This is a genomic window from Pseudomonas sp. ef1, assembly GCF_007293365.2.
In the GTDB taxonomy this organism is placed as follows: domain Bacteria; phylum Pseudomonadota; class Gammaproteobacteria; order Pseudomonadales; family Pseudomonadaceae; genus Aquipseudomonas; species Aquipseudomonas siliginis.
The window spans coordinates 6004984-6031335 of the sequence record NZ_CM129815.1 but is presented as its reverse complement, the minus strand read 5'-3'; the positions used below and the strand labels follow the sequence as shown (position 1 = coordinate 6031335).

Annotated in this window: 27 protein-coding genes, 1 tRNA gene and 1 pseudogene; 9 read left to right on the top strand and 20 right to left on the bottom strand. The window is 60.3% G+C overall.

What is annotated here, in order from left to right; genetic code table 11:
- Positions 1-123 precede the first annotated feature (123 nt).
- A complete protein-coding gene (locus FEE99_RS27575) occupies positions 124-1341 on the top strand; it encodes an MFS transporter (RefSeq protein ID WP_039761258.1) in 1218 nt (405 codons plus the stop codon).
- A gap of 141 nt (positions 1342-1482) precedes the next feature.
- On the opposite strand, the gene ychF is transcribed toward FEE99_RS27575, so the two are convergent.
- From ychF to FEE99_RS27535, 8 genes are all read right to left on the bottom strand, one after another.
- The gene (gene ychF / locus FEE99_RS27570; RefSeq protein ID WP_016773202.1) at positions 1483-2583 is read right to left on the bottom strand and encodes a redox-regulated ATPase YchF; all 1101 of its coding nucleotides are present in this window, start codon (positions 2581-2583) and stop codon (positions 1483-1485) included.
- Positions 2584-2605: 22 nt separating this feature from the next.
- Entirely contained in the window at positions 2606-3190 is a 585-nt protein-coding gene (gene pth / locus FEE99_RS27565; protein WP_016773203.1) for an aminoacyl-tRNA hydrolase, read from the bottom strand.
- A gap of 171 nt (positions 3191-3361) precedes the next feature.
- A complete protein-coding gene (locus FEE99_RS27560) occupies positions 3362-3964 on the bottom strand; it encodes a 50S ribosomal protein L25/general stress protein Ctc (RefSeq protein WP_041480007.1) in 603 nt (200 codons plus the stop codon).
- A 141-nt stretch (positions 3965-4105) separates the two neighbouring features.
- Entirely contained in the window at positions 4106-5047 is a 942-nt protein-coding gene (locus FEE99_RS27555; RefSeq protein ID WP_003171603.1) for a ribose-phosphate pyrophosphokinase, read from the bottom strand.
- A gap of 45 nt (positions 5048-5092) precedes the next feature.
- Positions 5093-5167, bottom strand: a tRNA-Gln gene (locus tag FEE99_RS27550).
- Positions 5168-5204: 37 nt separating this feature from the next.
- Entirely contained in the window at positions 5205-6056 is an 852-nt protein-coding gene (ispE, locus tag FEE99_RS27545; RefSeq protein WP_041480006.1) for a 4-(cytidine 5'-diphospho)-2-C-methyl-D-erythritol kinase, read from the bottom strand.
- Between the two features lie 3 nt (positions 6057-6059).
- A complete protein-coding gene (gene lolB / locus FEE99_RS27540) occupies positions 6060-6677 on the bottom strand; it encodes a lipoprotein insertase outer membrane protein LolB (RefSeq protein WP_016773207.1) in 618 nt (205 codons plus the stop codon).
- A 3-nt stretch (positions 6678-6680) separates the two neighbouring features.
- The gene (locus FEE99_RS27535; protein ID WP_041480005.1) at positions 6681-8405 is read right to left on the bottom strand and encodes a tetratricopeptide repeat protein; all 1725 of its coding nucleotides are present in this window, start codon (positions 8403-8405) and stop codon (positions 6681-6683) included.
- Between the two features lie 182 nt (positions 8406-8587).
- On the opposite strand from FEE99_RS27535, the gene hemA reads away from it, so the two are divergent.
- The 6 genes from hemA to FEE99_RS27505 all read left to right on the top strand — a co-directional run bounded on the left by hemA (position 8588) and on the right by FEE99_RS27505 (position 13947).
- Positions 8588-9874 carry a glutamyl-tRNA reductase gene (hemA, locus tag FEE99_RS27530; RefSeq protein WP_016773209.1) on the top strand — a complete coding sequence of 429 codons (1287 nt, stop codon included), beginning with the start codon at positions 8588-8590 and terminating at the stop codon, positions 9872-9874.
- Positions 9871-10953, top strand: a complete 1083-nt coding sequence (gene prfA, locus FEE99_RS27525; RefSeq protein ID WP_016773210.1) for a peptide chain release factor 1 — start codon at positions 9871-9873, stop codon at positions 10951-10953. The genes hemA and prfA overlap by 4 nt, the downstream gene beginning before the upstream one ends.
- Positions 10954-11784, top strand: coding sequence for a peptide chain release factor N(5)-glutamine methyltransferase (prmC, locus tag FEE99_RS27520; protein WP_041480004.1), 831 nt, complete (start codon positions 10954-10956; stop codon positions 11782-11784).
- Positions 11778-12533, top strand: a complete 756-nt coding sequence (locus FEE99_RS27515; protein WP_041480003.1) for a molybdopterin-synthase adenylyltransferase MoeB — start codon at positions 11778-11780, stop codon at positions 12531-12533. The genes prmC and FEE99_RS27515 overlap by 7 nt, the downstream gene beginning before the upstream one ends.
- Positions 12526-13317 (top strand): glutamate racemase, encoded by a 792-nt coding sequence (gene murI / locus FEE99_RS27510; RefSeq protein ID WP_041480002.1) that lies wholly within the window; start codon positions 12526-12528, stop codon positions 13315-13317. Before FEE99_RS27515 ends, murI begins: the two co-directional genes overlap by 8 nt.
- A 111-nt stretch (positions 13318-13428) precedes the next feature.
- Entirely contained in the window at positions 13429-13947 is a 519-nt protein-coding gene (locus FEE99_RS27505) for an acyloxyacyl hydrolase (protein WP_041480001.1), read from the top strand.
- A 133-nt stretch (positions 13948-14080) separates the two neighbouring features.
- Here FEE99_RS27505 and FEE99_RS27500 read toward each other — a convergent pair whose 3' ends face one another.
- From FEE99_RS27500 to FEE99_RS27445, 12 genes are all read right to left on the bottom strand, one after another.
- Positions 14081-14386, bottom strand: coding sequence for a YkgJ family cysteine cluster protein (locus FEE99_RS27500; RefSeq protein ID WP_024014290.1), 306 nt, complete (start codon positions 14384-14386; stop codon positions 14081-14083).
- A 52-nt stretch (positions 14387-14438) separates the two neighbouring features.
- The gene (locus FEE99_RS27495; RefSeq protein ID WP_041480000.1) at positions 14439-14930 is read right to left on the bottom strand and encodes a DUF2878 domain-containing protein; all 492 of its coding nucleotides are present in this window, start codon (positions 14928-14930) and stop codon (positions 14439-14441) included.
- Positions 14923-16188 carry an SAM-dependent methyltransferase gene (locus tag FEE99_RS27490; protein WP_041479999.1) on the bottom strand — a complete coding sequence of 422 codons (1266 nt, stop codon included), beginning with the start codon at positions 16186-16188 and terminating at the stop codon, positions 14923-14925. The genes FEE99_RS27495 and FEE99_RS27490 overlap by 8 nt, the downstream gene beginning before the upstream one ends.
- Positions 16175-16990, bottom strand: a complete 816-nt coding sequence (locus FEE99_RS27485; RefSeq protein WP_041479998.1) for a DUF1365 domain-containing protein — start codon at positions 16988-16990, stop codon at positions 16175-16177. Before FEE99_RS27485 ends, FEE99_RS27490 begins: the two co-directional genes overlap by 14 nt.
- Positions 16987-18234, bottom strand: coding sequence for an NAD(P)/FAD-dependent oxidoreductase (locus FEE99_RS27480; RefSeq protein WP_041479997.1), 1248 nt, complete (start codon positions 18232-18234; stop codon positions 16987-16989). Before FEE99_RS27480 ends, FEE99_RS27485 begins: the two co-directional genes overlap by 4 nt.
- A complete protein-coding gene (locus FEE99_RS27475; protein ID WP_041479996.1) occupies positions 18231-19013 on the bottom strand; it encodes an SDR family NAD(P)-dependent oxidoreductase in 783 nt (260 codons plus the stop codon). The genes FEE99_RS27480 and FEE99_RS27475 overlap by 4 nt, the downstream gene beginning before the upstream one ends.
- On the bottom strand, positions 19010-19432 hold the full coding sequence (locus FEE99_RS27470; protein WP_041479995.1) for a nuclear transport factor 2 family protein: 423 nt from the start codon (positions 19430-19432) through the stop codon (positions 19010-19012). Before FEE99_RS27470 ends, FEE99_RS27475 begins: the two co-directional genes overlap by 4 nt.
- Positions 19425-20870, bottom strand: a complete 1446-nt coding sequence (gene phrB / locus FEE99_RS27465; RefSeq protein ID WP_041479994.1) for a deoxyribodipyrimidine photo-lyase — start codon at positions 20868-20870, stop codon at positions 19425-19427. The genes FEE99_RS27470 and phrB overlap by 8 nt, the downstream gene beginning before the upstream one ends.
- Positions 20871-20886: 16 nt before the next feature.
- Positions 20887-21828, bottom strand: coding sequence for a MerR family transcriptional regulator (locus FEE99_RS27460; protein WP_041479993.1), 942 nt, complete (start codon positions 21826-21828; stop codon positions 20887-20889).
- A complete protein-coding gene (locus tag FEE99_RS27455) occupies positions 21828-22790 on the bottom strand; it encodes a YbgA family protein (RefSeq protein WP_041479992.1) in 963 nt (320 codons plus the stop codon). Before FEE99_RS27455 ends, FEE99_RS27460 begins: the two co-directional genes overlap by 1 nt.
- Before the next feature lie 215 nt (positions 22791-23005).
- Positions 23006-23221 carry a TIGR02450 family Trp-rich protein gene (locus tag FEE99_RS27450; protein WP_041479991.1) on the bottom strand — a complete coding sequence of 72 codons (216 nt, stop codon included), beginning with the start codon at positions 23219-23221 and terminating at the stop codon, positions 23006-23008.
- Positions 23218-24204, bottom strand: coding sequence for an NAD(P)/FAD-dependent oxidoreductase (locus FEE99_RS27445; RefSeq protein WP_041479990.1), 987 nt, complete (start codon positions 24202-24204; stop codon positions 23218-23220). The genes FEE99_RS27450 and FEE99_RS27445 overlap by 4 nt, the downstream gene beginning before the upstream one ends.
- A 197-nt stretch (positions 24205-24401) precedes the next feature.
- On the opposite strand from FEE99_RS27445, the gene FEE99_RS27440 reads away from it, so the two are divergent.
- Both FEE99_RS27440 and hemH read left to right on the top strand, forming a co-directional pair.
- Positions 24402-25304, top strand: a complete 903-nt coding sequence (locus FEE99_RS27440; RefSeq protein WP_041479989.1) for a TIGR01777 family oxidoreductase — start codon at positions 24402-24404, stop codon at positions 25302-25304.
- Positions 25305-25317: 13 nt separating this feature from the next.
- A pseudogene (gene hemH / locus FEE99_RS27435) lies at positions 25318-26337 on the top strand (ferrochelatase); the annotation flags it as partial.
- Positions 26338-26352 lie beyond the last annotated feature (15 nt).

The following is a 26352-nucleotide window of genomic DNA, read 5'->3' as shown; positions in this document are numbered from 1 at the left end:
CAGCTCCTACGCGAGATAGGAATGTTGGTTAGTTAGCTGGCTAAGGGGATAGCGCGAGCGCACCGAAAAATGGCACATTGACGCACCTGCCTGCGGGCACCCATCTGCTGTCCGGAATTTTCCATGGCTATCAGCAACGTCCAGACCGCCGCTGCCTCGGCGACCGCTGCTCCGCAAAGCAGCCCCTTGGTGATGCGCATCATCGGCGCGGTGGCGCTGGCGCATCTGATCAATGACCTGATCCAGTCGGTGCTGCCGTCGATCTACCCCATGCTCAAGGCCAATTATGGCCTGACGTTTACCCAAGTCGGCCTGATCACCTTGACCTTTCAGTTGACCGCGTCGCTGTTGCAGCCGTGGGTCGGATATCACACTGACCGGCACCCTAAACCGTGGCTGTTACCGGCGGGCACGGTGTGTACCTTGATCGGCATTCTGATGATGTCGGTGGTCGGCAGCTTCCCATTGATTCTGCTGGCGGCGGCGCTGATTGGTATCGGCTCGTCGACCTTTCACCCGGAAGCCTCGCGTGTTGCGCGGCTGGCCTCGGGCGGCCGGTTTGGTCTGGCGCAATCGACCTTTCAGGTCGGCGGCAATGCCGGCTCCGCGTTCGGCCCATTGCTGGCGGCGGCGATCATCATTCCCTTCGGCCAGGGCAATGTGGCGTGGTTCGGTCTGTTCGCGGTGTTTGCGCTGTTCGTGCTGTACCGCATCAGCCGCTGGTACGCCAATCACCTGAACCTGTTCAAGCTCAAGGCCGGCCAGGCGGCGACGCACGGCTTGTCGAAGGGCAGGGTGACCAGTGCGCTGGTGGTGCTCGGGCTGCTGGTGTTCTCCAAGTATTTCTACATGGCCAGTTTCACCAGTTACTTCACTTTCTACCTGATCGAGAAGTTCGACCTGTCGGTGGCTAGCTCGCAGCTGCACTTGTTCCTGTTTTTGGGCGCAGTGGCGGCGGGGACGTTCTTCGGCGGGCCTATCGGCGACAAGATCGGGCGCAAGGCAGTGATCTGGTTTTCCATCCTGGGGGTGGCGCCATTCACCCTGATCCTGCCGCATGTCGATCTGTTCTGGACCAGCATTCTCAGCGTGGTGATCGGCTTCATTCTGGCGTCGGCATTCTCGGCGATCGTGGTGTACGCGCAGGAACTGGTGCCAGGCAATGTCGGGATGATTGCCGGGATCTTCTTCGGACTGATGTTTGGTTTCGGCGGGATTGGCGCAGCGCTGCTCGGGCATCTGGCGGATGTGCACGGCATTGAGTACGTGTATTTCCTGTGCTCGTTCCTGCCGTTGTTTGGTGTGTTGGCGATTTTTTTGCCGCGTACTAAAAAAGCTTGAGATCAAAAGATCGCAGCCTTCGGCAGCTACAGGGGATAGATGCACATCTGTAGGAGCTGCCGAAGGCTGCGATCTTCTAACAATCTTTCGGGCACAAAAAAGCCGCGTATCAAATGCGGCTTTTTCTTGTGCGGCTGTTGCTTAGACGTTGAAACGGAAATGCATCACGTCGCCGTCCTTGACGATGTAATCCTTGCCTTCCAGACGCCATTTGCCGGCTTCTTTGGCGCCGGCTTCGCCCTTGTACTGGATGAAGTCGTTGTAGGCGATGACTTCGGCACGGATGAAGCCTTTTTCGAAGTCGGTGTGGATCACGCCGGCGGCCTGTGGTGCGGTGGCACCGACCTTGACGGTCCAGGCGCGGACTTCTTCGACACCGGCGGTGAAGTAGGTCTGCAGGTGGAGCATTTCGTAGCCGGCGCGGATCACGCGGTTCAGGCCAGGCTCTTCCAGGCCCAGGGCCTCGAGGAACATGTCCTTCTCTTCGCCATCATCGAGCTCGGCGATTTCCGCTTCGATCTTGTTGCACACCGGAACGACCATGGCGCCTTCTTCTTCGGCGATGGCCTTGACCACGTCCAGGTGCGGGTTGTTCTCGAAACCGTCTTCGGCAACGTTGGCGATGTACATGACCGGTTTGGTGGTCAGCAGGTGGAAGCCCTTGATCACGGCTTTCTCATCCGCGCTCATGTTCTTCATCAGGCTGCGTGCCGGTTTGGCTTCGGTGAAGTGCGCGATCAGTTGCTCGAGCAGAGCCTTCTGAACTACGGCGTCCTTGTCACCGCCCTTGGCGTTGCGCGCGACTTTCTGCAGTTGTTTCTCGCAGCTGTCGAGGTCGGCGAAGATCAGTTCAAGGTCGATGATTTCGATGTCGCGTTTCGGGTCGACGCTGTTGGACACGTGGATCACGTTGTCGTCTTCGAAGCAGCGCACCACGTGAGCGATAGCGTCGGTTTCGCGGATGTTGGCCAAGAACTTGTTGCCCAGGCCTTCACCTTTCGAGGCACCGGCGACGAGGCCGGCGATGTCGACGAATTCCATGGTGGTCGGCAGGATGCGCTTGGGATTGACGATGGCCGCCAGCGCTTCCAGACGTGGATCAGGCATCGGCACGATGCCGCTGTTCGGCTCGATGGTGCAGAAGGGGAAGTTCTCCGCCGCGATACCGGATTTGGTCAGGGCGTTGAACAGGGTGGACTTGCCGACGTTAGGCAGGCCGACGATGCCGCAATTGAATCCCATGGTGTTTCCCCTCGGGTAAAAGTCAGGCCTTCTGGCTGTGCAGGTTTTTCATCGCGCGGTTCCATTCCCCGGCGAGGATATCCGGCAGCACGCCGAGGGCAAAGTCGATGCTGGCATCGAGTTTTTCCTGTTCGGCGCGTGGCGCACGACCCAGGACGAAATTTGAAACCATACTGGCAACGCCCGGGTGGCCGATGCCAAGCCGCAGGCGGTAGAACGTGTTCTGATTGCCCAGTTGCGCAATGATGTCGCGCAACCCGTTGTGACCGCCATGGCCGCCGCCCTGCTTGAGCTTGGCAACGCCCGGAGGCAAGTCGAGTTCGTCATGCGCCACGAGGATTTCTTCAGGCTTGATGCGGAAGAAACCGGCGAGTGCCGCCACGGCCTGGCCGCTGCGGTTCATGTAGGTGGTGGGAATCAGCAGACGAACATCCTGACCCTGATGCGAGTAGCGCCCGGTCAGGCCGAAATATTTGCGATCGGCCACAAGATTCACATTCTGTGCGTGGGCGATGCGTTCAACAAAAAGGGCCCCTGCGTTATGCCGGGTCTGTTCGTATTCAGCGCCTGGATTTCCCAGGCCAACGATCAGTTTGATGGCAGTCACGATAGGGGCCCTTCCTTGGAGTGGTGGATAACATCGCCGCGATCGGGGAAAGCGGCGAAAGTGGACGAAAAATGCTCATTTACCATGGATGTAAACTCCGCGTTCTCGCCCGCTTTCTCGCTACGTTCCAGTCCGCGATGTTACTTGCTCACTCCGGCATGACAGAGTGAATTACTCTGCTTCGCCTTCTTCGGTAGGTTCTGCAGCAACACGTGGAGCGTGGACGTTGGCAACAGCCTTGTCATCGCCGTGTGCCAGAGCAACGAACTCAACACCTTTAGGAGCTTTGAGGTCCGACAGGTGAATGATGGTGCCGATTTCTGCTTTCGACAGATCGACTTCGATGAACTCAGGCAGATCTTTTGGCAGGCAGGTCACTTCGATTTCAGCAACAACGTGCGAAACTTCGCCGCCTTTCTTCACTGGAGCTTCTTCGCCAACAAAGTGTACAGGCACGATGGCGGTCAGTTTCTGGTCGGCAACAACGCGTACGAAGTCAGCGTGCATCACGTGGCCTTTGGCCGGGTGACGCTGCAGAGCCTTGATGATGACGTTCTGCTTGGTGCCACCAACGTTCAGCTCGATGATGTGGCTGTAAGCCGCTTCGTTTTCGAGCAGTTTGGCAACTTCTTTGGCCAGCATGCTGATGGATTCAGGGGCTTTGTCGCCACCGTAAACAACAGCTGGAACCAGAGCGGCGAGACGACGCAGGCGGCGGCTCGCACCTTTCCCCAGGTCGGAACGCACTTCAGCATTCAGAGTAAAATCGTTCATTTTGTATCTCCAAAATAGCCATGACCGAGTGGCGTTTGCGACCAGCGCCGAACACGGTATGGGCAAAAAAGCCCCGCCCCGACAGGAATGCCGGGGCGGGGCGCTTTTCGTCAACGAGACATTTCGCGAAGGGCAGGGCCCTTAACGGAACATCGCGCTGATCGATTCTTCATTGCTGATGCGGCGAACCGCTTCGGCAACAACCGGTGCGATATCCAGTTGACGGATACGTGCACAGGCTTGTGCTGCAGCGGACAGCGGGATGGTGTTAGTGACCACCAGCTCGTCCAGCACGGAATTTTCGATATTCTCGATGGCCCGGCCCGACAGCACAGGGTGTGTGCAGTAGGCAAAGACCTTGGCTGCGCCATGCTCTTTCAGGGCCTTGGCCGCGTGGCACAGGGTGCCGGCGGTATCGACCATGTCATCGACGAGAATACAGGTACGCCCTTCGACATCACCGATGATATGCATCACTTCAGAGTGATTGGCTTTCTCACGGCGTTTGTCGATGATCCCGAGATCGACGCCCAGCGACTTGGCAACAGCCCGTGCACGCACGACGCCACCAATGTCCGGGGACACGATCATCAGGTTTTCGAAGCGCTGATCTTCGATGTCATCCACCAGAACCGGGGAGCCGTAGATGTTATCTACCGGAATATCGAAGAAGCCCTGAATCTGGTCAGCATGCAGATCAACCGTGAGAACACGGTCGATGCCGACTACGGTAAGCATGTCAGCAACGACTTTCGCGCTGATAGCCACACGTGCGGAACGCGGACGGCGATCCTGACGGGCATAACCAAAATAAGGAATAACAGCAGTGATACGAGTAGCTGAGGAGCGGCGGAAGGCATCAGCCATCACTACCAGTTCCATCAGGTTATCGTTGGTCGGAGCGCAGGTCGGCTGAATAATGAAGACGTCTTTACCGCGAACGTTTTCATTGATCTCGGCTGTGATTTCGCCGTCGGAAAACTTGCCGACAGAGATGTCACCGAGAGGGATATGCAGCTGACGTACGACACGCCGAGCCAGATCGGGGTTGGCATTCCCCGTAAAGACCATCATCTTGGACACGCGCAGTACCTAGAGGCTGAGGGTAACCTGGATGAGTAGAGAAAATGGCAGGGGCGGCTGGATTCGAACCAACGCATGGCAGGATCAAAACCTGCTGCCTTACCGCTTGGCGACGCCCCTGTATCTGTTGCTTTCAAGTGCCGGGCACTTGATTCCTTTAGAGCAGACTTTGCAGCTTGCGATGCAACATCGAAACGTTGCTTCCTTTCGCTACAAACCCTGTAAGGGTCTCTGTCAGAAGGGCCGAGACTTTATCAGCTTCAGCTTTGCTTGGGAAGCCCCCAAACACACAACTTCCAGTTCCGGTGAGCTTTGCTTCGGTAAATTTACCTAACAAATCCAATGCGTTACGTACCTCTGGATAACGCCTTGCTACCACCGGCAAGCAGTCATTTCGACTGTTTCCCTCGGGAACGGGGCGCACTTTAATGGGCGGTGTGTTACGTGTCAACAAAGGATCGGAAAAAATTTCTGCCGTACTAACAGCGACTTGCGGCACGAGCACCAGATACCACGGTTCTTCGGGGTCGACCGGGGTCAGTTTCTCGCCAACACCCTCGGCAAATGCCGCATGGCCACGGACGAACACCGGTACGTCGGCACCGAGTGACAGGCCCAGTTCCGCCAGGCGATCTTCATCCCAGCCCAGTTGCCACAAATGGTTGAGCCCGAGCAGGGTCGTCGCCGCATTCGAGCTGCCGCCGCCAATGCCGCCGCCCATGGGCAGGACTTTGTCGATCCAGATGTCGATGCCGAGCGCGCAGCCGGACTGTTGCTGCAACATCTTCGCCGCGCGCACGATCAGGTTGCTGTCGTGGGGCACGCCGGCGAACTCGGTGTGCAGCTGAATCACGCCGTCATCGCGCACGGCGAAAGTGATTTCATCGCCATAATCGAGGAACTGAAACAGCGTCTGCAATTCGTGATAACCGTCTTCACGGCGACCGAGAATGTGCAGCATCAAGTTGAGTTTGGCCGGCGAGGGCAGGGTCAGGCGTGCAGCGGTCATGCTTTATTGCCCCAACTTGCGCGGTTGCCAGGTCTTGATCACCAGCGTTACGTCGAGGTCGGTGCCGTGCAGCTTGATGCGCTCGGGCAGCCAGTAACCATTCTGTTCGGTGTAGGCGGTGTATTCGACTTTCCAGCCGTCCTGCTCAAGGCTGGCCAGACGGCTGTCGGCATCGAGATTCAGGCGACTCTTGCTTTCCGGAGCGGGCAGGCCGCGAACCCACCAGGCCAGATTCGACACCGGCAATTTCCAGCCCAGTTGTTCTTCGAGCAAGGCTTCGGGAGATTGCGATTCGTAGCGGCCCTGGTTGGCGACTTCCAGTGATACTTTGCCCGGACGCCCGGTCAGACGTGCCGCACCACGACCCAGCGGGCCGGACAGGCGAATGTCGTAATAATCCTGACGTTGCAGCCAGAACAGCGTGCCGCTGCCGGAATCCTTCGGCGCGCGGATGCCGATCTTGCCGTCGATCTGCCAGCCATCGAGGCCGGTCAGTTGCTGTTTGTTTGCCGCCCACTGGGCCGGGCTGCCGTGGCCCTCGACCGATTCGCGAGTGCCGAACCCCGAGCAGCCGGCGAGCAGGGCGATGAAGCTGAAAACAATAACGTGGCGCAAAAGCATGGTTTAAAGATTCTCGGATCCGGTCAGGCGCTTGATGGTGCTGCGCAGAATGGTGCTGTCGGGCTGATCCTTGAGGAACTTGCCCCACACTTGTTTGGCTTCGCGCTGATTGCCCTTGGCCCAGAGGACTTCGCCCAGGTGCGCGGCGACTTCGTGGTCAGGGAAACGCTCGAGCGCCTGGCGCAGGTATTTCTCCGCGTCGTCCAGATTGCCCAGGCGATAGTTCACCCAGCCGAGGCTGTCGAGTACCGCCGGATCTTCCGGATTGATCTGGTGCGCCTGCTCGATCAGCGTTTTCGCTTCAGCGTAGCGGGTGGTGCGATCGGACAAGGTGTAGCCCAGCGCATTCAGCGCCATGGCGTTGTCCGGGTCGCGCTTGATGATCAGGCGCAGGTCTTTCTCCATTTGCGCCAGATCATTGCGTTTTTCCGCGAGCATGGCGCGGGTGTAAAGCAGATTGAGATCGTCCGGGTATTTCTGCAGGGCTTGTTGCAGAACTTTCCAGGCCTTGTCGTCCTGTTTATTGGCCGACAGGCTTTCCGATTCGATCAGATACAACTGGATCGCGTAGTCGGGCTGCTCGTCACGCTCGGCCGCCAGCTTGCTCTGCGCTTCGGCGGTTTTGCCGTTGCTCATCAGGATATCGGCCTGACGCAGCTGTGCCGGCAGATAGTCATTGCCCGGGCCGACCTGGGCGTATTCGATGAGCGCGCCTTGTGGGTCGTTGCGCTCTTCGGCAATCCGGCCGAGATTCAGATGCGCTGAATCGACGTGGCTTTCGCGAGCGATCAGGTCTTCCAGATAGCCCTTGGCTTCATCCCACGCCTTGGCTTCCAGGCACACCAGCGCCAGCGAATAACGCAGTTCATCGTCTTCCGGGTATTGCTGAACGAGCGTGGAGAATTCGGCCTTGGCGTCGTCCATGCGGTCCTGTTCGACCAGCATGCGCGCGTAAGTCAGGCGCAGGCGCTTGTCTTCCGGGTATTTTCTGATGCTTTTCTGCAACAGCGGCAGCGCTTCGTCGCCACGGTTGAGCAATTGAAGCAGGCGCGCACGCAGCAGGATCGGTGCGATCTCGCCATCTTCCGGCGGATTGTCTTCAAGCAGAGTCAGCGCACCTTGATTGTCGCCGTCCTGCTGCAACAGCAGAGCCTTGCCGAAAATCAGCTGATTGTTGTTCGGGTGGCGCTCAAGCAAACGGTCGAAGCTTTTCATCAGGCCGTTGCGGGTTTCCTGATCGGTGTCGGCGGCCGACAGCGCGAGGAAATCGAAATGGGTGTCGCCCTTGCCCTGCAGGACTTTCTCCATGTAGACCATGGAGTCGTCGTAACGCCCGGCGCGGGCCAGTTGCACGGCGGCGGCGCGTTGCGCTTCGAGATCATCCGGAGCGTTGCGCGCCCAGATCAGCGCGGTGTCGAGGGCCGGTTGATCGGCGCCCAGATATTCGGCGATGCGGAACGCACGCTCGGAAACGCCCGGATCCTGGGTGTTGATGGCCTGGGTCACGTAATTGTCCAGGGCAATGTCGAAACGATTGCGCTGGCCAGCGAGTTCGGCGCTCAGCAGACTGAACACGGTTTCCTCACTGAATGAGCCGTAAACCTTGGGCTTTTCAGGTGCGGGCGTGGTGTCTTCGACCGGCGGGGTGCCATCCGGCGCAACGGGCGCCATGGCCTGGCAGCCGCTGAGGAAGACAAAAGCGAGGAGCAACGCGGAGGATCTATTCATATAGGAAGAGGACGACTAACCTGCGGTCGGATCATCATGACACAAGCCTTCGGCCAAACATAACCGAGACTCAATTGTGGCCATTATAGGGGCTGACGATTGGGACAATAGTCAGCGGTAGTTGTTCTGAATCTTTCGAAGTAGGACAATTGCCGGCTTCACGTCACCACCAGCGACCTTGAATGGCCTTCCTTGCACTCGGTATTAACCACAAGACTGCTTCAGTAGACGTCCGCGAGCGCGTGGCCTTTACCCCTGAGCAGCTGGTGGAGGCCTTGCAGCAGCTCTGCCGACTGACCGACAGCCGCGAAGCCGCGATCCTCTCCACCTGCAATCGCAGTGAGCTTTATATAGAACAGGATCAGCTGTCGGCCGATGTCGTGCTGCGCTGGCTGGCCGATTATCACCATCTGAGCCTCGACGAGCTGCGCGCCAGTGCTTATGTGCATGAAGACGATGCGGCTGTTCGTCACATGATGCGCGTCGCCTCCGGGCTCGACTCGCTGGTGCTGGGCGAACCGCAGATTCTCGGTCAGATGAAATCGGCCTACGCCGTGGCCCGCGAGGCCGGCACCATCGGTCCGCTGCTGGGGCGGTTGTTTCAGGCGACGTTCAATGCCGCCAAGCAGGTGCGTACCGATACTGCGATTGGCGAGAACCCGGTGTCGGTGGCGTTTGCCGCAGTGAGCCTGGCGAAACAGATTTTCAGCGATCTGCAACGCAGCCAGGCGCTGCTGATCGGTGCCGGCGAGACGATTACGCTGGTCGCGCGCCATTTGCATGAGCTGGGGGTCAAGCGCATCGTCGTCGCCAACCGCACGCTGGAGCGCGCCAGTCAGTTGGCCGAGCAGTTCGGCGCTCACGCGGTGCTGCTCTCGGACATTCCGGCGGAACTGGTGCGCAGCGACATCGTCATCAGTTCGACCGCCAGCCAGTTGCCGATCCTCGGCAAGGGTGCGGTGGAAAGTGCGCTGAAGCTGCGCAAGCACAAGCCGATCTTCATGGTCGACATCGCGGTACCACGAGATATCGAGCCAGAAGTCGGCGAGTTGGACGACGTTTACCTGTACAGCGTCGACGATCTCCACGAAGTGGTCGCCGAGAACCTCAAGAGCCGTCAGGGCGCTGCACAAGCGGCGGAGGAGATGGTCTCGGTCGGCGCCGACGATTTCATGGTGCGCCTGCGCGAACTGGCGGCAGTCGATGTGCTCAAGGCCTATCGTCAACAGAGCGAACGCTTGCGTGACGAGGAATTGCAGAAGGCCCTGCGTCTGCTGGCCAACGGCGGCAACGCCGAAGACGTGCTCGGGCAACTGGCCCGTGGCCTGACCAACAAACTCTTGCATGCGCCCAGCGTGCAGTTGAAAAAGCTGTCTGCCGAAGGCCGCCTCGATGCGCTGGCCATGGCCCAGGAACTCTTTGCCCTTGAGGGCTCACCGGATAGTTTTTCGGATAAAAAACCGCAATGAAAGCGTCACTGCTCAACAAGCTGGACATTCTCCAGGACCGTTTCGAGGAACTGACCGCGCTGCTCGGCGACGGTGAAGTCATTGCCGATCAGGCCAAATTCCGCGCCTATTCCAAGGAATACGCCGAACTCGAGCCGGTAGTGGCCGCCTATAAAAAGCTGCTCGGCGTACAAAGCGATCTTGAAGGCGCGCAGGCGCTGCTCAAGGATAACGACCCGGACATGCGCGAAATGGCCGTGGAAGAAGTTCGCGAAGCCAAGGAGTTGCTGGTCACGCTGGAATCCGATCTGCAACGCATGCTGCTGCCTAAAGATCCGAATGACGGCCGCAACGTTTTCCTCGAAATACGCGCCGGCACCGGTGGCGACGAGGCGGCGATCTTCTCCGGCGACCTGTTCCGCATGTACTCGCGTTATGCCGAGCGGCGTGGCTGGCGTGTCGAGATCCTTTCGGAAAACGAAGGCGAACACGGCGGCTATAAAGAAGTCATCGCGCGCATTGAAGGCGACAACGTTTACGGCAAGCTGAAATTCGAGTCCGGCGCGCACCGCGTTCAGCGAGTACCGGCTACCGAATCCCAGGGCCGGATCCACACGTCGGCCTGCACCGTGGCGGTGTTGCCTGAGCCGGATGAGCGCGAAGCCATCGAGATCAACCCGGCGGATCTGCGCGTCGACACTTACCGTTCCTCCGGGGCCGGTGGTCAGCACGTCAACACCACCGATTCCGCGATCCGCATTACCCACATCCCGACCGGCACCGTCGTCGAGTGTCAGGAAGAACGTTCCCAGCACAAGAACCGTGCCCGGGCGATGGCGTGGCTGTCGGCCAAGCTCAACGATCAGCAAAACGCTGCGGCGGCCAACGCGATTGCCAGTGAGCGCAAGTTGCTGGTCGGTTCCGGCGATCGATCCGAGCGTATCCGCACCTACAACTATGCCCAGGGCCGGGTCACCGACCATCGCGTCAACCTGACCCTGTATTCGCTGGATGAAATTCTCGCCGGTGGCGTCGAAGCCGTGATCGAGCCGCTGCTGGCCGAATATCAGGCTGACCAACTCGCAGCGATAGGTGAATAAATGACCATCATCGCCAGCCTGTTGCGCGCTGCCGAGTTGCCGGACTCGCCGACTGCGCGTCTGGACGCTGAATTGCTTCTCGCCGCCGCACTGGGCAAGTCGCGCAGCTTCCTGCACACCTGGCCCGAGCGCATCGTGCCAAGCGAGGCTGCGCTGACCTTTGCCGAGTATTTGCAACGGCGGCGTAGCGGTGAGCCGGTGGCCTACATTCTCGGCCAGCAGGGCTTCTGGAAGCTGGATCTGGAAGTCGCGCCGCACACGCTGATTCCGCGTCCTGACACCGAATTGCTGGTGGAGGCAGCCCTTGAGCTGCTGCCGGCAACTCCGGCCAAGGTTCTTGATCTGGGCACCGGCAGTGGCGCGATTGCTTTGGCCTTGGCCAGCGAACGGCCGGCGTGGAAAGTCACCGCCGTGGATCGTGTGCTTGAAGCCGTGGCCCTGGCCGAACGCAATCGCCAGCGTCTGCACCTGAACAACGCTACGGTGCTGAACAGCCATTGGTTCAGCGCACTTGCAGGCCAGCGCTTTCAACTGATCATCAGCAACCCGCCGTACATTGCCGCCGCCGATCCGCATCTGGTCGAAGGCGATGTACGCTTCGAACCGGCCAGTGCGCTGGTCGCCGGTGAAGATGGTCTCGATGATCTGCGTCTGATTGTTGCGCAGGCGCCGGATCATCTTGAAACCGGCGGCTGGCTGATGCTCGAACACGGCTATGATCAGGCCGAAGCCGTGCGTGATCTGCTGCTCACTCGTGGCTTTGAAGAAGTCCACAGCCGCACCGATCTGGGCGGCCATCAACGCATCAGTCTGGGGCGCCTGCCGTGCTGAATGATCAGGAATTGCTGCGCTACAGCCGGCAGATTCTGCTGCAACACATCGACATCGACGGGCAGCTGAAGCTCAAAGGCAGCCGCGTGCTGATCGTCGGCCTTGGCGGCCTCGGCGCGCCAGTGGCGTTGTATCTGGCAGCGGCGGGCGTCGGCGAATTGCATCTGGCGGATTTCGACACGGTCGATCTGACCAATCTGCAACGGCAGATCATTCACGACACCGACAGTGTCGGCATGTCCAAGGTCGACTCGGCGCTCAAGCGCCTGGGCGCGATCAATCCGGAAATTCAACTGGTCGCCCATCGCCAGGCGCTGGACGAGGATTCTCTCGGTGCAGCGGTGGCGGCGGTGGATCTGGTGCTCGATTGTTCGGACAACTTTTCCACGCGCGAGTCGGTTAACGCCGCTTGTGTTGCCGCGCGCAAGCCACTGGTCAGTGGCGCGGCGATTCGTCTGGAAGGGCAGTTGTCGGTGTTCGATCCACGGCGTGCCGACAGCCCTTGCTATCACTGCCTGTACGGTCACGGCAGCGAAGCCGAACTGACCTGCAGCGAGGCCGGCGTGGTCGGGCCACTGGTCGGTCTGGTTGGCAGTTTGCAGGCGCTGGAAGCGTTGAAGGTGCTGGTCGGCTTTGGTGAACCATTGGTGGGGCGACTGTTGTTGATCGACGCCTTGGGCTCGCGATTCCGTGAGCTTCGCGTCAAGCGCGATCCGGGCTGCAGCGTCTGTGGCGCCCGCCATGCGTGAAGCGCCGATCGGCGTGTTCGATTCCGGGGTCGGCGGCTTGTCGGTCCTCGGCGAAATCCAGCGCTTGCTGCCCAACGAATCGCTGCTTTACGTCGCCGATTGCGGGAACATCCCTTACGGCGAAAAAACCCCGGAATTCATCCGCCAGCGTTGCAGCGTGATGGCCGGGTTCTTTCGCGAGCTGGGGGCCAAAGCTTTGGTGCTGGCGTGCAATACCGCGACCGTGGCGGGGGTTGCCGATCTGCGTCGCGATTTCCCCGACTGGCCGATTGTCGGCATGGAACCGGCGGTCAAACCGGCCGCAGCGGCCACACGAAGCGGCGTGGTTGGCGTCCTGGCCACGACCGGCACGTTGCAGAGCGCGAAGTTTGCCGCGTTGCTCGATCGCTTCGCTGCTGACATAAAAGTCATCACCCAGCCCTGTCCGGGACTGGTCGAACTGATCGAAACGGGTGATCTGCACAGCGCCGAATTACGCACTTTATTGCAAGGTTACGTCGCTCCATTGCTGGCGCAAAACTGCGACACGATCATTCTTGGCTGTACCCATTATCCCTTCCTCAAGCCGCTACTCAGGTCGATGATCGCCGACGATGTCTGCCTGATCGATACCGGAGCTGCCGTGGCCCGGCAGTTGCAACGCTTGCTCGCCGAGCGTGATCTGCTGGCGCATCGTCCGAGCCAGGCGGTGAAGTTCTGGACCAGCGGCGATCCGCAATCTCTCAGAAAAATCCTACCGTTGCTGGGCCAAACTGCGTCGAATGTGCAAAACTTCGACTTGTAAAAAAAATGTGAAATAACAAAAAAAACGCTGAACTTCTGACCAAGCGCGGATTTCTATAGCGACAGCAGCAACTAAAAACCAAACGATCGTTCCGGAAAAGGAAGTTTCAAAGTGAAGCGACTATTCTGCTTGGCCGCGATTGCGGCCGCACTGATGGGGCAAAGCATTACTGCACAAGCCGCTGGCGTTGAATTCGCCGTCGGCGGTACCAGCGATTCGACAATGACGTATCGCTTAGGCATGAATTTCGACTGGGACAAGAGCTGGCTGCAGAGCGACGTCGGTCGCCTGACCGGCTACTGGAGCGGTGCCTACACGTACTGGGAAGGTGACAAGACTTCCAGCAACAACAGCCTGTCGTTCTCACCTGTATTCGTTTACGAGTTTGCCGGCCAGTCGGTCAAGCCATACGTGGAAGCGGGTATCGGCGTGGCGTTCTTCTCCAACACCGAATACGAAAGCAACAACCTGGGCGGCTCCTTCCAGTTCGAAGACCGCATCGGTGTCGGCCTGCGTTTCAACGGCGGCCACGAAGTCGGCATCCGCGCCACGCACTACTCCAACGCCGGCCTGTCCAGCGACAACGATGGTGTAGAAAGCTACGCGCTGCATTACACAATGCCGCTGTAATCCGCCTACGCGGAACCAACGTGGGAGCGAGCCTGCTCGCGAAAGCAGAGTGTCAGTCAATTCAAATGGTGGCTGACACACCGCATTCGCGAGCAGGCTCGCTCCCACAGTTGTTTCTGCGCCGTCAAAGAAATCAGCGGTAGGCTGTAGCAATTCCCCGGCGCTCTTCGATGCACTCCGGCGCGCCCATTTCAAACTCGCGGCAAATCAGCGGGCGTCGTTCATAGATCGTGCACATCATGCTGTCGCGATCCAGCGCCGCGCACCAGCCGTCGTCCAGACGCAGCATCACTTCGCCGCCCCATTCATCGGTATCGATAAAGCGATCAGGCACGCCGGTGTCGGTGATCAGCATCACTTCGAGCTGGCAGCAGCACGCCGCACAGGTCGAGCAGGTGACCGCCGGTTCGGCGATTTGTGTGTGAGGGATGGTTTTCATCGTGGCAGTGTAAGGCAGTGATCGCGGTGGGTGTGAAAGCGCTGACGGACGCTCACGGCGCCAGACGCCGTGCCATCAAGTGCAACAGCGGGAACAGCCCTGCCCAGAGCAGTCCGATGACGATCAGCGTCGACACTTCGCCGTAAGGGAAATGCACGCCGGCCAGGCGTCCGCCACCGTAGTACGACAATGCCCCGCCCACCGCGCCAAGTCCGCTGGCCAGCCACCATGGCCGCGCGCTCCAGGCCAGGCAGTGGCGCAACGTGGTGGCGAGCAGTGCCCATAGCAGCATCAGCCACAACGGAATCAGCGGTGACGCGTCTGCAAAGCGGAACACGCCGAGATAACGCAGAACACTGTCCACCGCCGTGCCGACAATCACCACGCACAGAATCAAACGACCTTCTGCCGCCCAACTGCTGATCCAGCGCAAATGAATCACCAGAGCCGCCAGTGCCAGCAGCAGCCACAAACTGTTGCCGCCAAGTACGCAGGCCAGCCAGCCGAGCTGAAACAGCACGGCATTGGCGATTCGCTCACGCATCGAAGCGTCCGAGCAGCGGCGCGGTCATCGCCGCCGGTTTGGCCAGCAGCAATTGCGCGGTGCCGATGGTGCGTTCGAGGAACCCGCCCTCGCAATAGCACAGGTAAAACTCCCACAAACGCAGGAAATAATCGTCGTAGCCCAGTTCGCTCAGGCGACTATGGGCTAGGCGAAAGTTCTCGTGCCACAGGCGCAGTGTCTTGGCGTAATGCAGGCCGAAATCTTCCATGTGCAGCAGGTTCATGTCGGTTTCGCGGCCGACCACATCGAGCATCTTGTGCACCGAGGGCAGGGCACCGCCGGGGAAGATGTAGCGCTGGATGAAGTCGACGCTGCGCTTGGCCTGTTCGTAGCGTTGCTCGCGAATGGTAATCGCCTGCAGCAGCATCAGGCCGTTGCTTTTGAGCAACTGCGCGCATTGCTTGAAGTAGGCCGGCAGGAAACGATGGCCGACCGCCTCGATCATCTCGATCGACACCAGTTTGTCGTACTCGCCGCTGAGGTCGCGGTAGTCCTTGAGCAGCAGGGTGACGCGATCCTGCAAGCCGAGTTGTTCGATGCGCTTGGCGGTGAACGCAAATTGCTCTTTCGACAGCGTCGTGGTGGTCACGCGGCACCCGTAATGCTGTGCTGCGTAAAGGGCCATGCTGCCCCAACCGGTGCCGATTTCCAGCAGGTGGTCGCTGGGTTTGAGCGCGAGTTTCTGGCAGATGCGCTCGAGTTTGTTCAGTTGCGCCTGTTCCAGGGTGTCGCTCGGCGAAAGGAACTGGGCGGCGGAATACATCATGGTCGGGTCGAGAAACTGTTCGAACAGTTCATTGCCGAGGTCGTAGTGCGCGGCGATGTTTTTCTGCGAACCCTTGCGCGTGTTGCGATTGAGCCAGTGCAGGCCTTGCACGAAGGGCCGGCCCAGGCGCGCCAGGCCACCTTCCATGGCGTCGAGTACATCGAGATTGCTGACGAACACGCGCACCACAGCAGTCAGGTCCGGCGAACTCCAATAGCCGTGGATGAATGCTTCGCCGGCGCCGATCGAGCCGCTACTGGCGACCATGCCCCACAGGGCCGGGTCGAGTACATGGACTTCGCCGAGCAGGGCGCTGCCCGGGGTGCCGAAAAGCATTTGTTCGCCATCCTCGACGACCATCAATTGTCCGTGTTTGAGCTGGGCCAATTGGCGCAACACGCCACGGCGCAGCAGCGAGCCGGTCAAACCGTTGGTGCTGAAGCGACCGAGCGGCAGGCTAGAGGATTTCATGGTGCGGCTCCTTCGGAGGCACAGTGGCGGTTTTAAAGCTGCCGTCGGCAGCCTGGTGAGGGAAGATCGGCGCGCGCTTGAGCAGCAGTCGCAGTGCTTGCCAATAAATCGCCAGAGCGGTTTTTGCGGTCATCCACGGGAAGCGCCGCAGATAGCGATGCAGGCTGCGACGATCGAGCGGTTCGCGGCGCAGATTCAGTGTGGCGTCGAACAGTTTCTCGCTGCCCTGCCAATCGGCCATGTGCACACCCAGGCTTTGCGCGGCCGGGCTGAAGCTCATGCGGTATTCGAGGTCGCGGGGCAGAAACGGTGAAACGTGAAACGCCTTGGCTACAGCAAAATGTTGGTGGAAATCCACCAGACTGGTCGGCGTCTGCGCCGGCAACACGTAATGAAAACGCTCGCGCCATGGCGTATTGGTGACTTCACAAACGATCGCCGCCAGTTGTCCGTCGGCTTCATGGCAGTAGAAGAAGCTCACCGGATTGAACGACAGCCCCCAACTGCGCGGCTGGGTCAGCAGGCATACCGCGCCTTGTGGTTCATGACCGATGGCTGCACCGACCTGCTGACGCACGGCGTCGATCAGGCGCATGCCCTTGCCGGTGAAGGTTTTCAGGTAATCGGTTTCTCGAAACGAGAACGGCGCGAAACGACTGCGCCCCGCCAGCGGCGACAAGGCCAGCACGGCGTCCTGTTCGCTCAGGTCGAGATAGAGCAGGCCGATGCGGTAGCGGAATTCGTGGCGGCGCGGCGCAAAACGTCGGTGGCCAATCACGCCGCTATACAGTGCGCTGTTCACAGGGTTTCACCGAACGCGGCGGCCACGCGCAAACCGCTGACCACGCCATCTTCATGAAAGCCGTTGGCCCAGTAGGCGCCGCAATAATGCGTGTGCTGCTCGCCATCGAGTTCGCCCCAACGGTTTTGCGCGGCTGCGGCGGCCAAGGTGTATTGCGGGTGGGCGTAGGTATAGCGGGCCAGTACCTTGTCCGGGCTGATGCCGGCGGTCTGGTTGAGGCTGACGCAGAACGTGGTGTCGCTTTCGATGCCCTGCAGGATGTTCATGTTGTAGGTGACCGCCGCGCGGGTATGGCCGGCGCCGCCGAGGCGATAATTCCAGCTGGCCCAGGCCAGTTTGCGCGTCGGCAGCAGGCGCGTGTCGGTGTGCAGCACGACGTCGTTGTCGGCGTAGAGCAGGGCACCGAGAATCGAACGCTCGGCGTCGCTCGGGTTGGCCAACAGCCTCAGTGCCTGATCGCTGTGACAGGCGAACACCACCTTGTCGAAATGTTCGAGGCCGGCCGGGCTGTGGATAACCACGCCATGCTGATTGCGCTCGACGCGGCTGACCGGGCAGTTCAGGCGAATCCTGTCGCTGAACGAAGCGGTCAGCGGCGCGACGTAGGCACTGGAACCGCCTTCGATGACCTGCCACTGCGGCCGATCACTGACCGACAACAGGCCATGATTCTTGAAAAAACGCAGGAAGAATTGCAGCGGGAAATTGAGCATTTCCGCCATTGGCATCGACCAGATCGCCGCGCCCATCGGCACGATGTAGTGCAGGATGAAGCGCTCGCCGTAGCCGCCGGCCTTGAGGTAATCATCGAGCGTGGTATCGGCGGCGATGCGCAGTTCCACCAGGTCGCGCTGGGCTTCTTTGTTGAAGCGCAGAATGTCGCGCAGCATCCCCCAGAACCCCGGCGACAACAGATTGCTGCGCTGGGCGAACAGGCTGTTGAGGTTGTTGCCGTTGTACTCCACGCCAGTGTCCGGGTCGGTTACCGAAAAGCTCATTTCGGTCGGCTTGAACGCCACGCCGAGCTGGTTGAGCAAGCGAATGAAGTTCGGGTAGGTCCAGTCGTTGAAGACGATGAAACCGGTGTCGATGGCGAACGATTGCCCAGCCACGCTGACCGGTACGGTGTGGGTATGGCCGCCGACCCAGTCACTCGCTTCGAACACGGTGATGTCGTGGCGGCGGTTCAGCAGGTACGCGCAGGTGAGCCCGGCGATACCGCTGCCAATTACGGCGATTTTCATATCGGGTCCCGCTGCGGAGGGTTCTTGCGCACCATGCGTTTGCCGATCGCCAGTTGCGCGCGAGCGGGCAGCTTGGACAGCGGCCACAGCGCGGCCATGAACAGCCCCGGGAAGGCAATTTCCAGCGGACGGTCCTTGAGTTTGGCGAAGATGTGCCGCGCCGCTTTATCTGCGGGCCAGCTCAGCGGCATCGGGAAATCGTTCCTCTCGGTCAGCGGCGTTTCGACAAAACCCGGGCTGATGATGGTGACTTCAATACCTTCATCCGCCAGATCGATACGCAGCGATTCGAACAGGTAACGCAGCCCGGCCTTCGATGCGCCATAGGCTTCGGCCCGTGGCAGCGGCAGGTAAGTCACCGAGCTGGCCATGCCGACCAGATGCGGCGCCGTGCCTTTGCGCAACAGCGGCAGGGCGGCTTCGATGCAATAGCTGCTGGCGAGCAGATTGGTGCGCACCACGTGCTCGATGATCGACGAGTCGAACTGGCGCGCGTCGACATATTCACAGGTGCCGGCGTTGAGAATCACGCTGTCCAGCGAACCCCAGGCCTCGGTGATCTGCTCACCGATTTCGCGCACGGTCTGACTGTTGGTCAGATCGCCGGGCACCACCAGCACCTGGCCCGGATAACGCTGGGACAAGACCTTGAGCGGCGCGGCCGAGCGCGAGCTGACCGCCAAGTGCGCGCCGCTTTTCAGAATGTCCTCACACAAGGCTGCACCGATGCCACTGCTGGCCCCGGTCAACCAATACCGCCGTGGAGGTGTACGACTCATCCCATTCTCCTTTTCAGCCAGGCAATCACCCGGCCCAATATTGGCAAGTGTTCATACAGCAGCGCCCCGGCATCGAAATAATCCCGATGGCGATAAACCTTGTCGCGCCAGAGCAGGTGCGAACAGCCACCGACCCTGATTTCCCGGCCATTGGCCAGGCGCGGATGGCGATAACTCATGACCCAGCGCAGGTAACCCTCACCTTCGCGGATCTGGTCGAAACCATGAAAATCGAAACGCAGATCGCTGACGTTGGCGTACAGCTCGCTGAAGTAATCCTGCAGTTGTGCCAGGCCCTGAACTTCGTGCAGCGGATCGGTGAAATGAATGTCGTCGCTGTACAGCTCGCCGAGGCGATAGAGGTTGTCTTTGTTCAACCCGCAAAACTCGCGGGCGAAGCTGCGCAGGAACTCACTCATCGCTGCCGCCCACTGGCTGGCGCGACGGCAGGTTCTTGAACGCCGTCAGCGCACGCTCGCGTGAAGTGCTGAGATTAACGATCGGCGCCGGATAATCTGCCACGCCGAACAGTCCTCCAGCTGCCGCCGGATTGTGCACTTCCTTCTTGTTGAGCCCGGCCAGTTCCGGCAACCAGTGCTTGATGAACACGCCTTCGGCATCGAATTTTTCCGACTGGCTCAGCGGGTTGAAAATACGGAAGTAGGGCGCTGAGTCGGTGCCGGTCGATGAGCTCCATTGCCAGCCACCGTTGTTGGCCGCCAGGTCGCCGTCGATCAGGTGGCGCATGAAAAAGCGTTCGCCCTCGCGCCAGTCGATCAGCAGGTTTTTGGTCAGGAACATCGCCACGACCATGCGCAGGCGATTGTGCATCCAGCCGGTTTCCAGCAGTTGACGCATCGCCGCGTCGATGATCGGCAGCCCAGTGCGTGCCTCTTGCCAGGCCTTGAGTTCTTCCGGCGCATCGCGCCAGGCCAGCGCTTCGGTTTCCGGGCGAAAGGCGCGATGCCGGGAGACACGTGGGTAGCCGACCAGAATGTGTTTATAGAACTCGCGCCACAGCAGCTCGTTGATCCAGGTCACTGCGCCGACCTTGCCGCTTTCGAACTCGCCCTGATTGCTTTGCAGTGCAGCGTGCAGGCACTGGCGTGGCGAGATCACGCCGGCGGCGAGATACGCCGACAGTTGGCTGGTGCCAGGTTTGGCCGGGAAATCGCGTTCGCTGCGGTAGTAGTCGATCTGCGCATCGGTGAAGGTGTCGAGGCGGCGCCGCGCCTCATGCTCGCCGGCCGGCCACAGGGCGCGCAGGGATTCGCTCGGCGTGGCGAAGCCTTTTACCGCCTCCGGAATTGCATCGCTGGCGATATCCGGCGCGGCCTGCTTGCCGGGTGCCTTGACCAGTGCCGGCATCGAGCGATGCAGGCGTTCGTAGCAGACTTTGCGAAACTGACTGAACACCTGGAAGTAGGTGCCGGTCTTGGTCAGCACTGTGCCGGGTTTGAACAGCAACTGATCCAGGTAACTGTGGAATTCGATGCCTTCGGCTCGCAACGTTTCGGCCACGGCTTCATCACGGCGGCTTTCGTGAACGCCGTATTCCTCGTTGACGTGCACCGCCTCGATCTTCAAATGCCGGCAGAGTTTGAGCAGCTCCGCCGGTGCCTGATCCCAGTGCGGTGCGCTGCGAATCAACAACGGGATGTTCAGCGCGCCGAGGCTCTGACTCAGTTCGCGCAGGTTGCGCAGCCAGAAATCCACTTTGCACGGCGCATCGTCGTGCTCCAGCCATTGCTGCGGACTCACCAGATACACCGCCACGGTCGGGCCGCGCGCTGCGGCGGCCGCGAGGGCAGTGTTGTCATGTAGGCGCAAGTCGCTGCGCAGCCAGATCAGTTGCATGTGATTAAACCCATCATCAAATCAATCCGCGCTCGAGCAGCGCCTGGTGTGCGGCAAGCGGATCTTCAGCCAGGAACAGGTCGGCAGTCTGCGCGGTGCGTGCGGACAACTCGGTGTGGTGGATGTGCACCGTGGGGCCGGCAATCATGGTCGGGCAATTGACGTTCGCCAACAGCTTGGGCAACTGCGCCAGTTGCATGGCTTTGCTCGAATACAGCAGCACGCCACGGGCTTGCAGATGCTCGACGGTCAGCGCCAGTTCACCGGCCGGCAGTGGCCAGTCGAACACTTGCACCGGGCAATCGGCACTGCTGATCAGCCATGCGCACAGCCACAGATGCGGCTCCAGCGGCAGGTCGGAATGATTGATCAACAGCAGCGGCGCCGAATGCAGCTGACGGTTGTTATGGTAGATGCGTGCGCCGAATTTGCTGCGCAACCAGGAAAAGAAAAACGTCCGTTCCATCTGTGCGCCGAACTGGCCCTGCCAGCGCTGTTCGAGCTCGGCCAGCAGCGGCATCAGCAATTGCTCGCACAACGTCCGTGGCGGATACAAGGCGATGGCCTGATTGACGCTGTCATCCAGCGCGCGCTCATTGAGCGAGGTGACCGCCGACAGCAACGTCTGATGCAGACGCTGCCAATCGTTTTCCACAGTTTCCGTGAAGGCCTGCGGCGCATCGAGCAGTGGCTTGACCTGGCTCACCGCAACGCCACGGTTGAGCCAGGTGAGGATGGCCATGATCCGCTGCACATGTTCAGCGCTATACAGTCGATGGCCCTTGGGCGTGCGTTGAGGCACCACCAACCCATAGCGACGTTCCCACGCGCGCAGGGTGATGGCGTTGACGCCGGTCTGCCGCGCGACTTCGCGAATCGGCAACCAGCCCTCGTCGAGGGCTTTCTTGAAGTCGGCGCCGAGGTCTTCCTGGGCGCTGCTGTCGGTTTTATCGTTCATTAGATCGCGTTTCGCAGACTGAGGTTTTCCGGATGCGGCTGCAGGTAAACCTGCTGCGCGATGTACGGGTCCGGATGGAGTCGAAAATGGTGTTTGAGCAGCGTCAACGGCACCACGAGCGGCACGATGCCCTGGCGGTACTGGCCGATGATCTGCTGCATTTCCTGTTTGTCTTCGGCGCTCAGCGATTGTTTCAAATAACCGCTGAGGTGCAGCAGCACGTTGCAATGGGTGCCGCGAGTGGCGCATTTCTTCAGCGCGGCCATCAGCTCGCTGAAATAGCGCGGGCCGAGCTCGGCGGGATCGCTGTCGGCCATGTTGCCGAGCATCTTGCCGAGGTTTTTGTATTGCAGCGGGTTGTGCGCCATCAGCAGGTACTTGTAGCGCGAATGGAACTCGGTAAGGGCGCGGCGGCTCAGGCCCTCGGCGAGCACTTGCTGCCAGGCGCTGTAGGCCAGGACGCGGGTGATGAAGTTTTCCCGCAGCACCGGATCGTTGAGGCGTCCGGCTTCTTCCACCGGCAGATCCGGATGCTGTGCACAGAATGCCTGCGCATAGATGCCGCGTCCGCCACCATTCACTGGCGCGCCGTTGTCGTGATAGACCTTGACCCGTTCCAGCCCGCAGGAGGGCGACTGCTGCATGAAGATGTAGCCGGAAAGGTCCTGCAGCTCGGCGGCCATTTTCTCGCCGTACTCGGCCAGCGGCCTGGTTACGTTGATGGTCCGGTCAACGGTGCCGACTGCCTCGGGTTGTTCAGGGTCGCCGACCAGCCGAATCGGCTCACGGGGAATACCCATGCCGATAGCAACTTCCGGGCACAGCGGGACGAAATCGAAATATTCGGTAAGGGTGCGGCTGCACAGCCGCGATTCCTTGTGCCCACCGTTGTAGCGCACTTCTTCGCCCAACAGGCAGGCGCTGATGGCGATCTTCGGCTTGGACAGGGAAGCAGTAGACATGAGCACCTCGAATCTATACCTGTACAGAGAGTTATCTCTGTACAACTTTTCCTCAGCATAGATCGATGGATGTACAAGTCAAATGATTTGTATAAGATTTTTTCTACAGCGCTGAATATGTGGGAGCGAGCCTGCTCGCGAAAGCGGTGGGTCAGTGAATGAAATTGCATTTGATACAGCGCTTTCGCGAGCAGGCTCGCTCCCACAAGGGAAATCTATTTCCAGCCGAGTAACCAGTGCTCGCTGTCTTTCAGCACCTGCCAATCCATCCGCTCGCTACGCTGGGTCAGCACCGCCTGCAATTCAACTTCCAGCACCGTACCTTCCTCGTCGCGGATCAGTTCGGTGACCAGAAAATGTTTTTCGCGATTTTGCGGGTGGGCTGCTGTCCACTTCGACAGCAGCAATTTGCGCGGATTGATGCGATTCATTGCAGATGTTCGTGCAAGCGACGTGCAGCCTCCTGACCGCTCAGCCAAGCGCCTTCAACGCGGCCCGACAGGCACCAGTCGCCGCAGGCGTACAAGCCCAGGTCGGCGTCGGCCAGCGTGGTCCACTCGTGGCCGGTAGCGGGGCGCGCATAGAGCCAGCGGTGGGCGAGGCTGAAGGTCGGCGCAGGCATGGCGCTGTGCAGCAGTTCGGCGAAGGCGCCGTGCAAATGCTCGATCACCGCTTCCTTGGAGAGGTCGATGTGTTGCCGGCTCCAGGCGCTGGTTGCATGCAGCACCCAAGTGTCGAGAGTGCTGTCGCGCCCGGGTTTGCTGCGGTTGCGCGCCAGCCAGTCGAGCGGGCTGTCCTGTACGAAGCAGCCTTCGATTGGCGTATCCAGCGGGGTTTCGAAGGCGAGGGCGACGGCCCAGGTCGGCTCCATTTTCACCCCGGCTGCGACGCCGGCAAGTTTCGGTGCGGCGGCGAGCAACGCGGTGGCTTGCGGTGCCGGTGTGGCGATCACCACATGGCTGAAGGGGCCGTGGGTGCAGCCGTCGGCGTCCTGCAGATGCCAGTGTTCTTCGCCGCGATAGACCTCGGTGATGCGGCAGGCAAACTGCACGTCCAGGCCATCGAGCAGGCCACGGGTGATGGCGCTCATGCGCGGCGTGCCGACCCAGCGGGTCTGCTCGTCCGGCGACATGTTCAGTTGGCCGCCCTGGAAGGTGTACAGCTGCGGCGTCCACTCGGCGGCCCAGCCCCGGCTCTGCCAGCGCTGCACTTCGGTGACGAAGCGCCGGTCGCGCGCGGTGAAGTATTGAGCGCCCAAGTCCAGCGAGCCGGCGTCGCTGCGCTTGCTCGACATGCGCCCCCCGCTGCCGCGGCTTTTATCGAACAGTTGAACGGTATGCCCGGTCTCTGTCAGAGCCTGAGCGGCGGAGAGCCCGGCGATGCCGGTGCCGATGATTGCGATAGGTACAGTCATAGGGGCCTCGTTTACCTTTCTGTACAGACTACGCCGTCGATGAAACCTGTACAATTATGTTTTTTGGTATAACTTCTAGCGTTCTCGTTCTGACAGCTTGGCCTATTGTTAAACCATAGAGCCTGCCCGATCGAAAAGATCCCTGCCTATAAAAATAGACTAGTGATCCGGGTTAAACGCCACGCGAGGAAGATGTCATGCACATATTGCTGACCGGCGGTACTGGTTTGATCGGACGTCAGCTCTGCCGGCACTGGCTGGAGCAGGGTCATCGGCTGACGGTGTGGAGTCGCCGCGCGGAAAAAGTCGCGCAGATCTGCGGCTCGCAGGTGCGCGGGATTGCCCGTCTGGAGGACCTCGGCGAAGAGCCGCTGGACGCGATCGTCAATCTCGCCGGCGCGCCGATTGCCGACCGCCCCTGGACCCATCGTCGCAAGGCGTTGCTGTGGAGCAGCCGCATCACCCTGACGGAAACGCTGCTGGCGTGGCTGGAAACTCGCGCGCAGAAACCGTCGCTGCTGATTTCCGGCTCGGCGATCGGCTGGTACGGCGACGGTGGCGAACGCGAGTTAACTGAAGAATCACCGCCCGGCATCGACGATTTCGCCAGTCAGTTGTGCATCGCCTGGGAAGAAACCGCGCTGCGTGCCGAGAATCTCGGCATCCGCGTGGTACTGGTGCGAACCGGTCTGGTGCTGTCGGCTGAGGGCGGCTTTTTGTCGCGGCTGTTGCTGCCGTTCAAGCTCGGGCTGGGCGGGCCTTTGGGCAATGGTCGGCAGTGGATGCCGTGGATTCACATCGACGATCAAATCGCCCTGATTGATTTTCTTCTGCACCGGAATCAGGCCAGCGGTCCTTATAATGCCTGCGCGCCGAAACCTGTGCGCAACCGCGAATTTGCCAAGACCCTGGGCAGTGTGTTGCACCGCCCGGCGTTCATGCCGATGCCGACCCTGGCGCTGAAAGTCATGCTCGGCGAGCTGTCACTGTTATTACTCGGCGGCCAGCGTGCGACGCCGGCACGCCTGGTGGAAGCGGGGTTCAGCTTCCGCTTTACGGATTTACGCGCGGCTCTGGATGATCTCTCCAGCCGCCTCTGAAATAGGACGTTGCATGACCGATCACGCTTTGCTTCTGGTCAACCTGGGCTCTCCGGCCTCCACCTCGGTGGCGGATGTGCGCAGCTATCTCAATCAATTTCTGATGGACCCCTACGTGATCGACCTGCCATGGCCGCTGCGGCGGCTGCTGGTGTCGCTGATCCTGATCAAGCGTCCCGAGCAATCGGCCCATGCCTATGCCTCGATCTGGTGGGAAGAGGGCTCGCCGCTGGTGGTGCTCAGCCGCCGCTTGCAGGAGCAGATGACCCGGACTTGGAAACACGGCCCGGTGGATCTGGCGATGCGTTATGGCGAGCCGTCGATCGAAACCTGTCTGCTGCGTCTGGTCAAAGCGGGACATAAGAAGATCACTCTGGCGCCGCTGTACCCACAGTTCGCCGACAGCACCACGACCACGGTGATCGAAGAAGCCCGCCGCGTGCTACGCGAGAAGAAGCTCGACGTGCAGTTGTCGATCCTGCAACCGTTCTACGATCAGCCGGAATACATCGAGGCACTGGCCGCCAGCGCGCGTCCGCATCTGCAGCAGGATTACGATCATTTGCTGCTGAGCTTTCACGGCTTGCCTGAGCGCCATCTGAGCAAACTCGACCCGACGGGCAATCACTGCCTCAAGGGCGCCGATTGCTGCCAGACCGCCTCGCCGGAGGTATTGGCGACCTGTTATCGCGCGCAGTGTTTCCGCACCGCCGCCGCTTTCGCCAAAAGCATGGGGCTGGCTGACGGCAAATGGTCGGTGTCGTTTCAGTCGCGCCTGGGCCGGGCGAAATGGATCGAGCCGTACACCGAAGCGCGGCTGGATGAACTGGCCAAAAGCGGGGCGAAAAAGATTCTGGTGATGTGCCCGGCGTTCGTCGCCGATTGCATCGAGACACTGGAAGAGATCGGCGATCGCGGTAGGGAACAGTTCCGCGAAGCGGGGGGCGAGGAGTTGGTGCTGGTGCCGTGCCTGAACGACGACCCGCAATGGGCCAAGGCGTTGGCGACCCTCTGCGAACGAGCGCCGCTGGCCTTTAAAAACTTCGCG

What these genes read in the sequence shown, in the direction of transcription:
- FEE99_RS27575 (WP_039761258.1), top strand. Translation starts at nt 124, where the DNA reads ATGGCTATCAGCAACGTCCAGACCGCCGCTGCCTCGGCGACCGCTGCT.
- ychF (WP_016773202.1), bottom strand. Translation starts at nt 2,583, where the DNA reads ATGGGATTCAATTGCGGCATCGTCGGCCTGCCTAACGTCGGCAAGTCC.
- FEE99_RS27560 (WP_041480007.1), bottom strand. Translation starts at nt 3,964, where the DNA reads ATGAACGATTTTACTCTGAATGCTGAAGTGCGTTCCGACCTGGGGAAA.
- ispE (WP_041480006.1), bottom strand. Translation starts at nt 6,056, where the DNA reads ATGACCGCTGCACGCCTGACCCTGCCCTCGCCGGCCAAACTCAACTTG.
- lolB (WP_016773207.1), bottom strand. Translation starts at nt 6,677, where the DNA reads ATGCTTTTGCGCCACGTTATTGTTTTCAGCTTCATCGCCCTGCTCGCC.
- FEE99_RS27535 (WP_041480005.1), bottom strand. Translation starts at nt 8,405, where the DNA reads ATGAATAGATCCTCCGCGTTGCTCCTCGCTTTTGTCTTCCTCAGCGGC.
- hemA (WP_016773209.1), top strand. Translation starts at nt 8,588, where the DNA reads ATGGCCTTCCTTGCACTCGGTATTAACCACAAGACTGCTTCAGTAGAC.
- prfA (WP_016773210.1), top strand. Translation starts at nt 9,871, where the DNA reads ATGAAAGCGTCACTGCTCAACAAGCTGGACATTCTCCAGGACCGTTTC.
- prmC (WP_041480004.1), top strand. Translation starts at nt 10,954, where the DNA reads ATGACCATCATCGCCAGCCTGTTGCGCGCTGCCGAGTTGCCGGACTCG.
- murI (WP_041480002.1), top strand. Translation starts at nt 12,526, where the DNA reads ATGCGTGAAGCGCCGATCGGCGTGTTCGATTCCGGGGTCGGCGGCTTG.
- FEE99_RS27500 (WP_024014290.1), bottom strand. Translation starts at nt 14,386, where the DNA reads ATGAAAACCATCCCTCACACACAAATCGCCGAACCGGCGGTCACCTGC.
- FEE99_RS27495 (WP_041480000.1), bottom strand. Translation starts at nt 14,930, where the DNA reads ATGCGTGAGCGAATCGCCAATGCCGTGCTGTTTCAGCTCGGCTGGCTG.
- FEE99_RS27490 (WP_041479999.1), bottom strand. Translation starts at nt 16,188, where the DNA reads ATGAAATCCTCTAGCCTGCCGCTCGGTCGCTTCAGCACCAACGGTTTG.
- FEE99_RS27480 (WP_041479997.1), bottom strand. Translation starts at nt 18,234, where the DNA reads ATGAAAATCGCCGTAATTGGCAGCGGTATCGCCGGGCTCACCTGCGCG.
- FEE99_RS27475 (WP_041479996.1), bottom strand. Translation starts at nt 19,013, where the DNA reads ATGAGTCGTACACCTCCACGGCGGTATTGGTTGACCGGGGCCAGCAGT.
- FEE99_RS27470 (WP_041479995.1), bottom strand. Translation starts at nt 19,432, where the DNA reads ATGAGTGAGTTCCTGCGCAGCTTCGCCCGCGAGTTTTGCGGGTTGAAC.
- phrB (WP_041479994.1), bottom strand. Translation starts at nt 20,870, where the DNA reads ATGCAACTGATCTGGCTGCGCAGCGACTTGCGCCTACATGACAACACT.
- FEE99_RS27460 (WP_041479993.1), bottom strand. Translation starts at nt 21,828, where the DNA reads ATGAACGATAAAACCGACAGCAGCGCCCAGGAAGACCTCGGCGCCGAC.
- FEE99_RS27455 (WP_041479992.1), bottom strand. Translation starts at nt 22,790, where the DNA reads ATGTCTACTGCTTCCCTGTCCAAGCCGAAGATCGCCATCAGCGCCTGC.
- FEE99_RS27450 (WP_041479991.1), bottom strand. Translation starts at nt 23,221, where the DNA reads ATGAATCGCATCAATCCGCGCAAATTGCTGCTGTCGAAGTGGACAGCA.
- FEE99_RS27445 (WP_041479990.1), bottom strand. Translation starts at nt 24,204, where the DNA reads ATGACTGTACCTATCGCAATCATCGGCACCGGCATCGCCGGGCTCTCC.
- FEE99_RS27440 (WP_041479989.1), top strand. Translation starts at nt 24,402, where the DNA reads ATGCACATATTGCTGACCGGCGGTACTGGTTTGATCGGACGTCAGCTC.